This is a genomic window from Aureibacter tunicatorum (assembly GCF_036492635.1).
Taxonomy (GTDB): Bacteria; Bacteroidota; Bacteroidia; order Cytophagales; family Cyclobacteriaceae; genus Aureibacter; species Aureibacter tunicatorum.
Window position 1 is genome coordinate 16,824 of record NZ_AP025305.1, and the last position, 15,465, is coordinate 32,288.

Sequence of the window (15,465 nt, forward strand, 5' to 3'; positions counted from 1 at the left end):
TTGAATGTGCCGTATTTTTTTTAAATTAATGGGGATATTATTATAAGATTGTCACACATTTATGCTATTTTATAATTTAATATATCAGACATATTGCTTTGATTGGTTTTTGGTATAAAACTATCTTCATTTGATGAAATTATTACGACATATAGTGTTTGTCTTGTTTGCTCTAGTGATTTTCGTATTGCCGGAGCAAGCCGTAGGGCAAGCAGTAAAAAAGAATATTGTTAAGGACTTAGATTCCTTGTCTTACCGATTAAATACCGCTTTGTCGACTTTGAGTTCGGAAGGCCAAAGTTCGGAAGGAATGCAATTTGATTCATTGTGGGTTTCAGGACAACTTTCCCAAGCTCATAAAGAGAAGATCAGAACCTTCTTTGTCGAGGCATTTGATAAAAAATACAAGCTAAATCCTCATGTTCGGGATTACATTAGCATCATCAATGCTTCTGTTAAAAATGGCGATGTTAGCGCTTCTCAGCTTAATGACCTTTTATCATATATCGATAAGGGTTTCGCCAACTATAACAATCAACAATTCACCCTTTTCCTGAAAAGTTTGAGAAACTGGTATGAGTACAATGCTTTGTTTCATACGAGAAGATATCAAGTATTGGCTGAGGAGTTTCAATATACTTTAGGCTTTGAGGATATCGAAGAGGTAGTGGAGGAAGAGCCAATTGTAGAGGAGAAGGAGGAAGAAGTAGAGGAAGTTATTGAAGAAGAACCTGAAGAGGATAATTCGGATCCTTGGGCTGACGAAGGTTCATGGGATCAACCTGTGTCCAATGACGATGGTTGGGGCGATGATGACGGCTGGGGTGATTCGAGTAATTCCGATGATCCATGGGGAGACGATACTTCCGATAGTCAGGCATCAGATGAATGGGGACAATGGGATACAAATACCGCTTCTTCAGATGATAGCGAAGTGGAGGAAGAAGATTCTGATAATGGCATGGATCCTGAGCTGTTTGTCGAAATGTATTCCGCAATGGATTTGCCTGTAAGTTCAGGAGCCGTTGTTAATTTTTCTTCTTTGAATTTGAAGGTGCCTTTCGGCAGCGATACCTTCAGTATTATAGGAACTAAGGGTGCTTTTATTATTGATCAACAAGTATTCGTGGGCCAAGGAGGAAAGGTGACTTGGGAAAATGCAGGCTTGTCGGCTGATAGCGTAAATTGCCAATTAGGCGATTTTGTGTTTGATCTTAGAAAGGGAGAGATAATTTCTCAAAAAGCGAACATGAACTATACTGGAAAATTGAAATCCAGTGCCGAGGGAGAGTTTATATTGAAATTACAGAAGTCTCGACGCAAAGAAGATGCAAACATGCCTCAATTTACTTCTTATTTGAATAATAACGCTTGGGATAACGTTACTTGCCCGAATATGGAATTCAGCGGAGGCTTTGCTATTCGAGGGAATAAGATATCAAGTAAATCATTGATTGATGGCATTTCAACAGCTAAGTACCTTGAGGCTGGCAGAACAAAGTTTCAGTTGAGATCCAAATACTTCATAGTAAAAGACTCAGTGTTGAATTCTAATGAGTCTGATTTGACGATTTATCATCAAAGAGATTCTATTTATCACCCTAATTTGACTGTTAGCTTTACTTCCGGCGACTCTTTGCTTTGGGCTGTTAAAAATAAAGGCAAGTATCAAAAAACACCTTTTTGGGCTTCATACTTCGATGTGGATATAAAAGCCGATTATTTGGAGTGGCCTGTTGGAGGAGATAGCTTGGATATATCAATAGCCCATGCTCGTGGATATATTCCAGCCTTTTTTGAGTCTAAAGATTATTTCAACGAAGATAATATGAAAGAACTATCAAATGGATATGGTTTTCATCCAATTTCATTGATTGTTCATTATCGTAAGAAAACGGATAGAAGCAAGTTTTTGATTACTGAATTGTCCAAAGAATACAAGCAACAAGATGCCAGAGTTCATGAAGCCATGATTGTCTTGAGAGAGAATGGTTTTATCGACTATGACGATCAAGTTGGTGAAGTGAAGATCTTGGAAAAGACAGACCATTATTTGGAAGCATGGAGAAAGAAAAAAGACTTTGACCAGTTGTCTATTCCATCTATTACAAGTAGCGGAGCTAATGCTTCATTGAATTTGGAAGACAAATCGATGAAGATCAGAGGTATATCCAAATTCTATCTTAGTGAGTTGCTGGATGTGTATATCATGCCTGAAAATAAAGAAATAACGATGCTTGCGAATAGGGATTTTAAGTTCAACGGACAATTGTTTTCAGGATATTTCGAGTTTGTTGGGCAAGAGTTTACATTCAAGTATGACAGCTTTTTGGTGGATTTGCAGCAAATTGACTCGATCAAGCTTCATGTGCCTGAAGACTCGACTCAATTGGATGGAAGAAAAAAAGAAGTTGGAAATAAATTAGTTGGAGCGCCCAAAGAACAACAAGAAGCTTTCAAGGATAGCTTGATGGCGGAGCATAATATTAATACCGAGATGACAAATTCATCTGGAACATTATATATTAATATGCCTGACAACAAATCTGGTAAGGAAAAGTACGAGAAATTCCCGTATTTCAACTCTACAACAGGAGCATATGTCTACTTTGACGATCAAGCCGTTTTGGATGGAGCTTATGACCATACCGTATTTTTCGAGATACCGCCTTTTGAGGTTGATGGGATGAGTGATAGCAATCCTTCAGCAATTGGGTTTGAAGGAACATTCCATTCAGGAGGTATTTTCCCTGACTTTACGCAAAAGCTGTCGATCATGGAAGATAATTCTCTAGGATTTGTTCATGATGTGCCTGAAGATGGCTTTCAACTGTATAACGATGAAGGAAAGTTCTATAATGAAGTTAGACTAGATAATCAGGGATTGACAGGAAATGGTTCTATCGATTATTTGACGACTAATTTAAGCTCAGACAAGTTTACATTCTATTTGGATTCTGTTGTCGGAAATGGAGCTCAAGCGGAGATCAAGGCAGGAGTTTATGATCCGATTACATTTCCGGATTTAATTTCGGAAGATTTTCATATGAAATGGGATACAAAAAATGATAGTATGAAGATCTTCAATACAAAGACGCCTTTTGTCATGTATGAAGGCACTGCAACCTTGGATAGTTTGGCGATTGTTTCCAAGAAGGGACTTTTTGGAGCTGGAACATTGGTGACAAGGGGCTCGAATACAAAGTCTGAGGAATATACATTTAGAGAGGATCGATTCAAGGCGAGAAGAGCTGAATTTGAAGTTGAATCTGACAATCCTGACAAGCCATCGATGTTTGCCAATGATGTGAAGCTAGACTTTAGATTGGCGGAAAACTATGCGGATATTAAATCAGAGCAAGTAGGTGCAGCGTCATTGACATTTCCATATGTTCAGTTCAATACCTCAATCGATAAAGCCAGATGGCTGTTGAATGAAGATAAGATTGTCATGACCAAGCCTGAAGAAGTGGATATTTCAAGTTCATATTTTTATGCGACCAAGGAAGAGTTGGGAGATTTGAATTTTATGGCTACAAATGCCGAATATGATATCAATACCTATGAGATGACCGTGTCAGGAATACCATATATTTTGGTTGCTGATGCAAAGGTTATTCCTTTTGAGAATCAAATTTTGATTAGAGAAAATGCCAATATCGATAAACTGGATCAAGCTAAGTTGATTATTGATGCAGAGAACGAGTATCATAAACTATATGATGGTAGCATTAGTATTATTTCAAGAGATATATTTATGGGTAATGCGACATACGAGTTTGTAAATGCCGCTGCCGATACTTTCGCGATCGAATTTGCAGAGTTTGAATTCGTGGAGGAGCTGGAAAAGAAAAGTTTGTTTAAAAAGGCATCCGACGTGCCTGTGAAGCATACGGTATCTGGAGGAACAATCAATGAGGAAGATAATTTGATCATTTCTCCTGGAATGTATTTCAAGGGAGATGTGACCATGTATGCGACCAATAAGGCCTTGAAACTTGATGGTTTGGTGAAACTTGATTTGCAAAATATTGATGAATACGACACATGGATTAAATATGTCAGTCAGGATGAAGAGCAGCAAGAAGTAAGGTTCGATTTCAACACTAGTGTAAGTGTAGGCGAAGATGGTTCAGAACAGCCTCTGGAAGCGGGTATATTCTATGGGGATGAAGGCAATTCATTGTATTCTACATTTATTTTTGAGAAGAAGAATTTTGACGACCAAAGATTCTTTAGTCCAAGCGGTATGTTGTTTTATGATCAGGACAAAGGAGCCTATGCCATTGAGGATACAGCCAAAAGTTCTGGAAATAGTTACGCAGGTAAAGTCTTCAGATATAATGAGGAAACATCGGATGTGGAGTTTGAAGGTCTGGTGGACTTGGTGAATCCTTTCACTTTGCAGGATGGATTGGGAATTGTAGCATCAGCAATAGGAAAGGGTAATTTGAATGAGAGTGAAATTGAGATGAATGCATTTATGATGCTTGACCTTCCAATTTCTTCATCTGCTTACGCGGCTCTGGGTAATTCAATTTCTGAAAGATTGCTTCATGTCGGAAATATTGAGGCGGAGCCTGATAGAGTTAAGCTATATTACAAGGCTGCTGAGATCATAGGAGACAAAGCTGTCAAGGCCTATGACGAAGTTTCGAAATTGGAAGGCCAGCCATTTGTTATGGCTTCGAGTCAATTGCCAAAATCACAACTTGTAATTTCGAATGTCGATATGAAATGGTCTGAAGACAAGCATGCTTGGTATAATGACGGGAAGATAGGCATTTCGAATATGATGGATCAAAATATCAATCATAAGACGGAAGGATATTTGGAAATTGTGAAATCGCCAGAGGGAGATATTATTAATTTGTTCTTTAAAGTTTCAACTGATTTATGGTATTTCTTCAAATACAATGGAGAAGAGAGACTTTTATCTATCATATCATCCAAAGGAGAGTTTAATGAAATAGCGGCCAAGAAAGTCGGAGGCAAGCCGGGTAGCTTGAGTATCGAGATAGCGGATAATTTTGTCGCTTCTAGTTTTGTTAGTTCATTCAGAAAAGATTATCTGGGGAAAGAAGACGAGGAAGAGTATCAACTTGGAGGCGGTGCTTTTGATCGCCCAAGCGAGGATGAGGAATATGAAGATCCATTGTTCAGCGATGAAAATGTTCCGGAAGGAGGATTTGATGACGAAAACTTATATGATACTGTCGAGGAGAAAGAACCGGATAATTTAGAGGAAGAGCAAGAGGATGTGTTTGGTGCTGAGGAAGAGTCTGAGAAAGAATTATCAAAGAAAGAGAAGAAAAAGCGACGCAAGGAGAAAAAAGCTGAAGAGGAAGCTCTGAAACAGCAGAATGAAGAAAATGTCTTTGAAGAAGATTCTGAAGAAAAGGTCTCTGAAGAGAAACCAAAAGATAAGTCAGACAACAAGGATAACGATGAAAGTGTCTTTGAAGAGGAAGAAGATGAGGAAATAGCTAATGACGATGGGTTTTAGATGATTTTTCTCATTAATATTTAACAAAACTATTTTCCCTCGATAAACTATTGAGGGAAAAATAACGTTCTTTTGGTGAGTATTTTTAGAAAATTTTTTGATATGATTACAAAAGCACTTACCAAAAGTAAAAAAATCGCTTTGGTTGCCCATGATAATAAGAAAGCGGAAATGCTTGCTTGGGCGGAAAAGCATAAAGAGAAGCTTCAAGGACACATATTGTATGCTACAGGCACTACAGGAAAGTTGCTAGAAGAGACGCTGAATGTTACCGTTGAAAAGCTTAAAAGCGGACCTCTAGGTGGAGATCAGCAAATAGGAGCCATGATTTGCGAAGAAAAAATCGAAATGATGTTTTTCTTCTGGGATCCATTGGAAGCGCAACCGCATGAGCCGGATGTGAAAGCATTGCTTAGAATTGGCGTGTTGTATAATATTCCAGTAGCCAGTAATACAAGCTCTGCCGACTTTCTGATTACGTCACCGTATTTTAACGAAAAAGATTACGATCGTCAAATTATGGAGTTCGGCGACTATGTGAACAGAAGCATACCAAAATAGCATGCAGGTCATGGAAGATGGGCTTACTGCTCTTCTTTCTTTCTCTGCTTTTTGATATACAATTCCAGACCATAGGCTATGGCCCACAAGGCTAATGCTACTCCTCCAGCCACATATGCATGTCTTGGGTCTCTCAGACTGTAAAAGAATGTAAGCAACGCGATGGCTATCAATACCCAATTTATTTTACTAAGTGTTTTCAGATTCATTTTCATGCAAAATAGTATCTGTGAATAGTTGTGTCCAAATTTTTTTAAATTTTCGGATTAATATCATTTTTTACAAATTTAAGAGTTGATATTTTTAATATTTCACTATATTGTTCACATTTTGTGAAATACACCCGTTTAGTAAATGAAAGTATCAACCTCTGATCCGTTTAAAATTATTTACTCTCTTTTTGAGCATGAATATTTAGGCTATCTTATCGAATCCTTTGTGGTGCAACTTGACCAAACGGGAAAGTTGACTTTGACGCATCAAAATATTTCTTTCCAAAATGCAAAGGAGTTTTCCAGCGCATTGGATGAAATAGATTACAAGTTGATCAAGCTTATGGATAGCATGCAACAAGAAGTGGTTATTCATAAATTTTACAATAAACATATTTCTGTAACAGACTTTTTTCAGAAGATTTACTCTAATCCCAAGTTTGAGGAAACGAAGGCGAATATAGTGGAGTATTTGGAAGGAAAAAGATCGCAAGTATTGGAAATACTTCAGAAATCAGGGAAAGATCTTTATGAAATGGGCAATGATGGCGAGCCTGCCCAGCATCATATTAATATTCAGAAGGAGAAAGCTTCTGTTTTATTTCATTTCAGAAGAAATGATGACAACACGCATTATTTTCCAACGATCAAGCATGGAGACAACAAAGTAGAGTTTCAGTATAAAGGAGCGTTCTTGATTTGCAATACGCCTGCTTGGATGATTTGCAGTGGCAAACTTTATAGTTTTAAGAAAAATGTTGATGGCAAGAAGATCAAGCCTTTTCTAAATAAGAAGTTCATCGCAATACCTAAAGCTATTGAAGAAAAATACTACAATAACTTTGTCGCGAATTTAATCGCCGATTACGATGTTTATGCTAAGGGCTTTGATATCGTGACAGAAAGAGAAAAGCCGGTGCCTTATATATATTTCTTGGATATAGTTGATGAGGGAGATGAGAATAAGAAGGCTGGGTTTGAGCTTTATTTCAAATATGGTTCTCATTTGTTCAAATACACTGCAGTCCAAAAGTCCATTAGCGTGGAAGTGAATAAGGATGGCGATAATTATACATTTGTTAGAGTAAAAAGAGATTCTTCTTATGAGCAGTTTATTTTGAATATTCTCAAAATAAATGGAGTGGACCTGATTGATGAGCACCAATATGATATTGGCCAAGCTATGGATTTGCTCAATGGGCTTAAAGAAGTAATTGAGAATAATGGAATTCAAATAAGCCAGTCAAATACTAAAAAAGAGATCAAGTATTTTCTTGGCAAGCCTTCTATTGAAATCAAAATCAATGAAAATATCGATTGGTTCGATATTGAAGCGGTAATCATGTTTGGATCTTACCAGATTTCCTTCAAAGAGCTTAGAAAGGCCATTCTATCTAAGAAGGGAGAGTTTAAGTTGCCAAATGGAGAAATCGCCGTAATTCCGGATGAGTGGCGTGTGGAGTATTCAGAGTTGTTCGCTTTTATAGATGAGAGTGATGATGATGATTCGGATGTTCTCAAATTGAAAAAGTATCATGTGGCTTTGATCAAAGAGCTTGAAGGCGAGAATTTGGCAAAGATCACGATGAGCAGAAAACTTCAAAAGTTGCAGAACTTTGAAGAAATAGAAGACGCTGTAGAATCCAGTCATTTTATAGGAAGCCTGAGGTCTTACCAAAAGGCTGGCTTGAATTGGATGACCTTTTTGCAAAAATATAATTTCGGAGGTTGTTTGGCCGATGATATGGGTCTTGGTAAGACAGTGCAAACATTGGCTATGCTTCAAAATGCGAAAGATGCAGGCTCCTTGAATGCTACCTTGCTAATCATGCCGACTTCCTTGATTTATAACTGGGAAGCTGAAGCGAAGAAATTCACGCCGGATTTGCGAGTATTTGTCTACACTGGCACGAATAGGGTTAAGGATCCTGAGCAATTCAAGGATTATGATTTGGTATTGACATCTTATGGAATCGTGCGTTTGGATATAGATATTCTTCAAGAGTACTATTTCAATTATGTGATTTTGGATGAATCTCAAGCGATCAAGAATCCTAATTCCATTATAGCGAAGTCGGTAAATAAGCTGAAGTCTAGGTTTAGATTGATATTGACAGGTACTCCATTGGAAAACAGCACAATGGATATCTGGTCACAGATGAACTTTATCAATAAAGGCTTATTGGGAGATCAAAAGTTTTTCAAGAGCGAGTTTTTAGTTCCAATCGAAAAGAAAAGGGATGACAAGAAAATGAAAAAGCTCTATTCTATCATCAAGCCTTTCATACTAAGAAGGAATAAAACCCAAGTGGCTACCGAATTGCCTGAAAAAGTGGAGCAGATCAAGTATTCGATCATGACTCAAGAGCAGAAAAAGTGCTACGATGAAGTTAAGTCTTATTATAGAAATAAGATTCTTGATGAAATCGATCTCAATGGCATGGGCAAGTCCCAGTTTATGCTATTGCAAGGCTTGACTAAATTGAGGCAAATAGCGAATCATCCTCGCATGGCTGATCAAGATTATAAGGGAGACTCAGGGAAGCTGGAGGAAGTGACCAATATGATCGAACGAGCGATAAGCGAGGATCACAAAATGTTGATTTTTAGCCAATTTGTGAAGCATTTGACGATCGTTAGAGAGTACTTGGACCAGGAGGGAATCAAGTACACATATTTGGATGGCACTACTAAGAATAGAAAAGAGCAAGTGGACAAGTTTCAAAATGATGAGACGGTCAAAGTATTTTTAATTTCATTGAAAGCTGGAGGTGTGGGACTGAACCTAACCAAAGCCGATTATGTGTTTATCTTGGACCCTTGGTGGAATCCCGCCATTGAAGCTCAAGCGGTCGATAGAGCGCACCGTATTGGACAAGAGAATACAGTGTTCACTTATAAATTTATAGGAAAGGACACTGTAGAGGAAAAAATTCTGGCTTTGCAACATCAGAAGAAAAGTCTTGCCGGAAATTTAATTACAACTGAGGAAAGTTTCGTGAAAGAATTGTCAAAAGAAGATATAGAAAGCCTATTGTCTTAAATAAGTTCAATTATATTGGTTTGTATTCGACTATCTTGAGTGTGCTATAAATGCCAATATTATTTATATGTTGGCATAGTTCAATGCGTATTTTTCCAAGTATTCATTCGTATTTGTTGATATCGATTTCTTATAGGAAAAGAAATTTCATTTAATATTTCTATGATTCATTTTCTTTTAAAATCCTAAACAGCTCATATTCAGTCTTTTTTATAGCTTTATTTATAATTAGTATATATAATATATGAATAAAGTATTTTTTTTTAATACTATATTAGTTTTAGGATTATTTTCGGTTTTGATTCCTCGATCGAATTTTTTTATTTTGCATGAGCTTACAACGATAACTTTTGTATCGATTTTGCTTAATTCATTTCAAGGGTAGCGAACATTCGACACTTTTTCTCATTGAGTGGACGTTCGTTATGAATTCTGTAAGTATTTGAAAAATTATATTTTTGTTTTGACCAAACTTCATTAGGATGGCAGTATTATTCGAATCCAAAAATGCAAATAAAAGCGTGGCGAGAGATCACTCGGAGGGCTATGAGAGCCTTAAAGCGCCTGAATTTATCATCAAGAGAAATGGGAAGAAGGTTTCTTTTGATATAAGAAAAATAGAAAATGCAATAAGGAAATGCTTTCTGGAAGTAGGGTCTAATGGATCGCCTGAGGAAATAGCTAGGCAAATCAGCAACTTGGTAGCTGCGAAATTCGAAGTGCCTACAGTTGAAAATGTGCAGGATATCGTGGAAATGGTTTTGCAGGCAGCTGGGGAATTCGGCGCTGCAAAATCGTATATTCTATACAGAGCCGAGCATGCGAAAATCAGGGAGTCTAGGCCTGTGCCGGAAGATGTGAAACAAGCTTTTGACGAAGCGGATCAATATTTTCCTACGCAATTGCAAAAATTCCAATTCTATGACAAATACGCGAGATTCAGTTATGATAAGGGCAGAAGAGAAACATGGATAGAGACAGTGGAAAGAGCTGTAGACTATCTGAAGGAATTATCGGAAAATAAGCTGGATGACAGTGTGTATGATAGAATTCAGGAAGGTATATTGAATATGAAGGTGATGCCTTCAATGAGACTTTTGGCGATGGCAGGTCCTGCTGCCAGAAGAAACAATATGTCAATTTACAATTGCTCGTATTTGCCGGTTGACTCCATAGATTCTTTTGTGGAGGCTCTACTAATCTCCATGAGTGGTTGTGGAGTGGGCTTTTCTGTAGAGAGAGAACATATCGAGAAATTTCCTAGAATCAAAAGACAAACAGGCGAGCCGGCGATTCTTCATAAGGTGGAAGATTCCACTCAAGGCTGGGCAGATGCTTTGAGACTTGGGTTGGAGAACTGGTTTGAAGGCAAAGATGTCGAGTTTGATTATTCTGAAGTAAGGTCTGCGGGAGCGATTTTGAGAATCAAAGGAGGTCGTGCTTCTGGTCCGGAGCCACTGAGGCAATTATTGGAGTTTTGCAAGCAAAAGATTATTTCTCGCCAAGGGAGCTTTTTGAGAAGCCTTGATGCTCATGATATGATGTGCACAGTAGGGACGGCGGCCGTTTCTGGTGGAGTAAGGAGAACAGCGATGATTTCATTATTCGATTACGATGATGTTGAAATGAGGCATTGCAAAGATGGCGATTTTTGGAGAACGAATAGCCAAAGATGGAATGCGAATAATTCCGCAGTATGGCCAAATAGAGATTTGTCTCAAGCTGAAGTAGCCAAGTATATATTGGATATGGTTGATACTGGAAGAGGCGAGCCAGGAATCTTTAATAGAAAATCGGCTTTGTCGACTAAGCCTGAGAGAAGAAAAGATGCTCAATTTGGCACGAATCCATGTGGTGAAATTGTGTTGAGACCTTTCCAGTTTTGCAACCTTTCAGTTGCTGTTGCCAGAACAGAAGATACAATGGATGACTTGATGGAAAAAATCGAGTTGGCGACTATAATCGGAACCATACAATCCATGGCGACATATTTTCCTGGGATGAGAAAAGAATGGCAGGAAAACTGCGAAGAGGAGCGTTTGCTAGGTGTTGATATCAACGGCCAGCTGGATTGCGCTTTGGCTCAGGAAGCCTCCACTATGTTGGCATTGAAGGAAAGAGCTGTGCAAGTGAATAAGGATTATGCCGCTTTGTTGGGCATCAATCAATCAGCTTCGGTTACTTGCGTGAAGCCTTCGGGCAATTCCTCACAATTATTGGATTGCTCTGCCGGTTTGCATGCAAGATGGGCTGAATACTATATTAGAAATGTAAGAGTAGGAGCGAACACACCGATATACAAAGTCTTGAAAAACTCAGGAGTGCCTATGGACCCTGAAAATGGACAGACTGTGGAAAATGCTACGACTTATGTAGCGCATTTCCCAATGAAATCTCCTGAAGGAGCAATCACCAGAAATGATAGATCAGCGCTTGAACAATGCAACTATTGGTTGAAGAATAAGCAAAACTGGACTGAGCACAATCCAAGCGTTACGATTACTTATCAACCTGATGAGGTTATTGGGATTATTCAGTGGGTTTGGGAGAATCAAGACAAGATTGGAGGAATGACATTCTTGCCTGCTTTTGACGCTTTGTTTGATCAAATGCCATATGTGGAAGTGTCTCAATCCGCTTATGAAAAAGCTCTTGGTGAATTTCCAGAGATAGACTTCTCGAAGATTTATAGATATGAAGAGGAAGATTACACGACTGCGGCTCAGGAATTAGCGTGTTCAGCAGGACATTGTGATTTGGAACTTTGATAAAGTTTGTATTTAAGAAATAAAAAAAGAGCTCGGAGGTCAATTTCCGAGCTCTTTTTTTTAATAATTGAATCCAATACCAAATTCTAGAATATTACTTTCTTTGATACCGCTTCCATTATATAGGTTGTTTCGGAATTGGTAATTGATCTTGAATACTATATCTTCTTGTGGTTTGAAGTTGGCCCCCACAGTAAGAATTTGCATATTATTTTCAATACGATTGTATTGTTTGAGAGATTCTGCGATATCTGAATGAGTATTAAGCCTTTCGTATCTTACAAATAGGGGCAATTCGAATTCACTTTTCTTGAATAAACCTTTTTCTCTTTTGCCATCAACAGACTTATGCTTTTTCATGAAAAATGGGAGTATGTCGTACCCAGTTTCGATATAAGCGCCGTAAGTTTCTTTACCCAATACTTCTCCTTGGCCATTTTCATCGTTTTTGGTTAATTCGAATATCTTTTCAGTATCTCCGAGTCTTCCATATGTACCCATCATGATTAATCTGAATCGATCATATTCGTATTTTGCATAACCTGAGATTACACCAACATTGGCTTTGAATGACTCTTGAGTACCATTGATTGTAGAAATAGTCTCGCCTTGGCTTGTTGGTCCGTAATATCCTGATACGCTAAGTTGAGTGTTTTTAACGCCATTATAAATCAATTGAGCATTGTAGGATACGCTATTAGGAAATTTGATATCGAAAGGGCGACCATTTCTGATCCATGTGCCACTGGTAAAGTCCTTGGAGTTTAGTCCTCCGGATACACCAGCGAAGTAATGCAAGTCAGGAACAATCTTACCGTAAAGCATGGCTCCAAGTTCAATCCATGTGGAAGGAATGATAAGTCTTTCTACTTCAGGACGGTTAACTGAGTAGAAAAGCACAGGTTCGTCATTGCTATTGATATAGCCAATCGGCAATGGCATAAGACCTACTCTGGCATTGAAGTTCTTATTGAGTATGAAGTCCAAATAGGCTTCTATTGCGATTTCATGATGCGACTCATTGCTGCCTTCGTGAAGGTATTCCACCATGATTTCCGAGTTGAAGATGATGTTTTTGGAAATCTTGTATCCAAAAAATCCCGACAATCTATATAAATTGGTATAGTAAAGCTCCAAGTCATTGGAATTTTTATTAATTCCTCCCGGAGGGTAATGAACGTAGTTCAGTTCTCCGAATCCGCTTACTGAGTACCTTTTATCTGAGAAAAAGATAGCGGAAGCCGCTTTTCCTAGACCCGCGTATTGATCTTTGTTGATTTCATGCTCTTGAGCTTTGGAAATAAAAGGCATGAAGCATATGATGGCCGTCACAGCCAATAGAAAGAATCTTTTCATTGTTGCAATATTTTGAAATGCATGCGAAAATGGCATAAGTTCATCTTACGCTCAAAAGCATGATTTACATTCTGAAAATGGAAAATTTGAATTCGCGTGATATAAGTGCGAATGATGAGTGTATTGCAACTTAGTATTGGGGAGGAGGTGATATTAAATCACTGACAGGACTATTGTATAGTCTGCTGATAAACAGTGAGAAAGGTTTTTCGAAAAATTCCCTTGCAGGCATTTCGGGAATATCCAGATCGAAGCTGAAGCTTGGAATGTATTTTATCCCTTTATTTTCATTGACTGAAAATGGGTTGTCAGGCAAGTGGTCATCAAATATTAAGAAATAGACCATCTCCGCCAAGCTTTCAAATTTATTTAAGCTTTTTCTTTCGATTTCAATTCGGTCATGGACGGAAATCAATCCGTCTATATCCACGCTCACATTGAGTATGTGCAGGCTGAAGAATATTACTAGCCAGTTGCGCGAAATTTTTATATATGACCTTATCAGTTTCATTCGGGGTTCAATTATTTCGCGAAAGTAAGACTTTTTTGCCTCAAATAACCATTTTATGTTCTTATAAATGATAAAATTTGTTAAATGGATTTTGAGGCAAAACTTTTAGTGCTCCATCAGATAAGGAGACACATTGTCTTTGATGTATTCGATCAGAGCTTTGACTGTATTGAGTTCAGCATAGCTGTTTTCCGGTATTTTGATATCATACGCTGTTTCCACACTATATATCAAGTCCACAACATCCACAGAAGAAAGTCCCAAATCATTCATTATGTCGGAATCCATAGTGATAATTTTTTCGTCAGCCCCCAATGCCACCAACATCGCCTTGACTTTTGTAAAGTATGAATCCATGTAAAAATATTTTTAATTTAAGTTTATTGTCTATTATAAAATACTATCTTAGAGTGCGTTGAAATGCTATTGACATCAATAACATTTTTTCCGATGAAATAGTATTTATTTTGATGTACAAAATACAAAAATATTTTTAAAGCGCATGTGGCAAGAAAAAGATAATAAACTGGTTAGGCTATTTATTTTCAAGGACTTTATTGAAGCCTTTTCATTCATGACTCAAGTGGCGATGATTGCTGAAAAGCATAATCATCATCCAAACTGGACAAACGTGTATAATAGAGTTCAAATAGAACTTAACACGCATGACGAAGGAGATATTGTAACGGAAAAGGATCGAAAACTTGCAAAAGAAATAGATCTGATTGCCGAGAAATATTAGCGGACCTAATTAATTGGCGATGGGAAAAGGCCGTGCTTGGAACATGGCCTTTTCTGCTTAACTTTGCCTTATCATGGATAAAGGAAAATTATATATAGTTCCTACACCTATAGGGAACTTGGAAGATATTACTTTGAGGGCTTTGAATGTGCTGAAAGAAGTAGACAGCATTTTGGCTGAGGATACACGAACGTCTTCAGTGCTGTTGAAGCATTATGAAATAACAAAGCCTTTGAAAAGTTATCACATTCATAATGAGCATAAAGTTCTAGCTCCTATCATCGAAAGAATCAATGAAGGCGAGAATATAGCTTTGGTTTCCGATGCGGGAACACCAGCTATTTCCGACCCTGGTTATTTATTGGTAAGAGAATGTTTGGCAAATGAAATAGAAGTTGAAGCTCTTCCGGGAGCCACAGCATTTGTGCCAGCTTTGATAAAGTCGGGATTTCCAACGGATCGTTTTGTCTTTGAGGGCTTTTTGCCACATAAAAAAGGACGCCAAACCCGAATCAAGGAGATTGCCGAGGAAAAAAGGACGGTGATATTGTACGAATCACCTCATCGAATCAATAAAGCTGTGGAACAGTTTAAGGAATTCATGGGAGAGGATCGATATATATCCATATCCAGAGAGTTAACCAAATTATACGAAGAGACTATTACAGGGACAGTTGAAGAAGTATTGGTGGCGATAACAGAGAGAAAGATAAAAGGTGAGATGGTAGTAGTAGTCGCAGGAAAAGATTACAAGCCAGTCTAATAC

General features: G+C 37.9%; 10 protein-coding genes. 6 read left to right on the forward strand and 4 right to left on the reverse strand.

The window, feature by feature from the left end; all coding sequences use genetic code 11:
* The first annotated feature begins 130 nt into the window (after nt 1–130).
* Both AABK36_RS00055 and AABK36_RS00060 read left to right on the forward strand, forming a co-directional pair.
* On the forward strand, nt 131–5,506 hold the full coding sequence (locus AABK36_RS00055; protein ID WP_338390304.1) for a hypothetical protein: 5,376 nt from the start codon (nt 131–133) through the stop codon (nt 5,504–5,506).
* Nucleotides 5,507–5,608: 102 nt separating this feature from the next.
* The gene (locus tag AABK36_RS00060) at nt 5,609–6,067 is read left to right on the forward strand and encodes a methylglyoxal synthase (RefSeq protein ID WP_309936961.1); all 459 of its coding nucleotides are present in this window, start codon (nt 5,609–5,611) and stop codon (nt 6,065–6,067) included.
* A 23-nt stretch (nt 6,068–6,090) separates the two neighbouring features.
* On the opposite strand, the gene AABK36_RS00065 is transcribed toward AABK36_RS00060, so the two are convergent.
* Nucleotides 6,091–6,282 carry a hypothetical protein gene (locus tag AABK36_RS00065; protein WP_309936962.1) on the reverse strand — a complete coding sequence of 64 codons (192 nt, stop codon included), beginning with the start codon at nt 6,280–6,282 and terminating at the stop codon, nt 6,091–6,093.
* Nucleotides 6,283–6,421: 139 nt separating this feature from the next.
* Here AABK36_RS00065 and AABK36_RS00070 point away from each other — a divergent pair, with 139 nt between their 5' ends.
* Nucleotides 6,422–9,322: a DEAD/DEAH box helicase gene (locus AABK36_RS00070; protein WP_309936963.1), complete on the forward strand. Its 2,901-nt coding sequence runs from the start codon at nt 6,422–6,424 to the stop codon at nt 9,320–9,322.
* Nucleotides 9,323–9,804: 482 nt separating this feature from the next.
* Nucleotides 9,805–12,090 carry an ATP cone domain-containing protein gene (locus AABK36_RS00075; protein WP_309936964.1) on the forward strand — a complete coding sequence of 762 codons (2,286 nt, stop codon included), beginning with the start codon at nt 9,805–9,807 and terminating at the stop codon, nt 12,088–12,090.
* Nucleotides 12,091–12,150: 60 nt separating this feature from the next.
* On the opposite strand, the gene AABK36_RS00080 is transcribed toward AABK36_RS00075, so the two are convergent.
* The 3 genes from AABK36_RS00080 to AABK36_RS00090 all read right to left on the reverse strand — a co-directional run bounded on the left by AABK36_RS00080 (nt 12,151) and on the right by AABK36_RS00090 (nt 14,314).
* The gene (locus tag AABK36_RS00080) at nt 12,151–13,446 is read right to left on the reverse strand and encodes a porin family protein (RefSeq protein WP_309936965.1); all 1,296 of its coding nucleotides are present in this window, start codon (nt 13,444–13,446) and stop codon (nt 12,151–12,153) included.
* 130 nt (nt 13,447–13,576) lie between these two features.
* Nucleotides 13,577–13,957 carry a hypothetical protein gene (locus tag AABK36_RS00085; protein ID WP_309936966.1) on the reverse strand — a complete coding sequence of 127 codons (381 nt, stop codon included), beginning with the start codon at nt 13,955–13,957 and terminating at the stop codon, nt 13,577–13,579.
* Nucleotides 13,958–14,062: 105 nt separating this feature from the next.
* On the reverse strand, nt 14,063–14,314 hold the full coding sequence (locus AABK36_RS00090) for a phosphopantetheine-binding protein (protein ID WP_309936967.1): 252 nt from the start codon (nt 14,312–14,314) through the stop codon (nt 14,063–14,065).
* 145 nt (nt 14,315–14,459) lie between these two features.
* On the opposite strand from AABK36_RS00090, the gene AABK36_RS00095 reads away from it, so the two are divergent.
* Together AABK36_RS00095 and rsmI are read left to right on the forward strand one after the other, a co-directional pair.
* Nucleotides 14,460–14,699, forward strand: a complete 240-nt coding sequence (locus AABK36_RS00095; RefSeq protein ID WP_309936968.1) for a 4a-hydroxytetrahydrobiopterin dehydratase — start codon at nt 14,460–14,462, stop codon at nt 14,697–14,699.
* Nucleotides 14,700–14,772: 73 nt separating this feature from the next.
* Complete coding sequence (rsmI, locus tag AABK36_RS00100) at nt 14,773–15,462, forward strand: 16S rRNA (cytidine(1402)-2'-O)-methyltransferase (protein ID WP_309936969.1); 690 nt, start codon at nt 14,773–14,775, stop codon at nt 15,460–15,462.
* Nucleotides 15,463–15,465: the final 3 nt, after the last annotated feature.

Excerpts from the sequence above, each read along its gene's own strand:
- AABK36_RS00060 (WP_309936961.1), top strand. The coding sequence starts at position 5,609 with ATGATTACAAAAGCACTTACCAAAAGTAAAAAAATCGCTTTGGTTGCC.
- AABK36_RS00065 (WP_309936962.1), bottom strand. The coding sequence starts at position 6,282 with ATGAAAATGAATCTGAAAACACTTAGTAAAATAAATTGGGTATTGATA.
- AABK36_RS00070 (WP_309936963.1), top strand. The coding sequence starts at position 6,422 with ATGAAAGTATCAACCTCTGATCCGTTTAAAATTATTTACTCTCTTTTT.
- AABK36_RS00075 (WP_309936964.1), top strand. The coding sequence starts at position 9,805 with ATGGCAGTATTATTCGAATCCAAAAATGCAAATAAAAGCGTGGCGAGA.
- AABK36_RS00080 (WP_309936965.1), bottom strand. The coding sequence starts at position 13,446 with ATGAAAAGATTCTTTCTATTGGCTGTGACGGCCATCATATGCTTCATG.
- AABK36_RS00085 (WP_309936966.1), bottom strand. The coding sequence starts at position 13,957 with ATGAAACTGATAAGGTCATATATAAAAATTTCGCGCAACTGGCTAGTA.
- AABK36_RS00090 (WP_309936967.1), bottom strand. The coding sequence starts at position 14,314 with ATGGATTCATACTTTACAAAAGTCAAGGCGATGTTGGTGGCATTGGGG.
- AABK36_RS00095 (WP_309936968.1), top strand. The coding sequence starts at position 14,460 with ATGTGGCAAGAAAAAGATAATAAACTGGTTAGGCTATTTATTTTCAAG.
- rsmI (WP_309936969.1), top strand. The coding sequence starts at position 14,773 with ATGGATAAAGGAAAATTATATATAGTTCCTACACCTATAGGGAACTTG.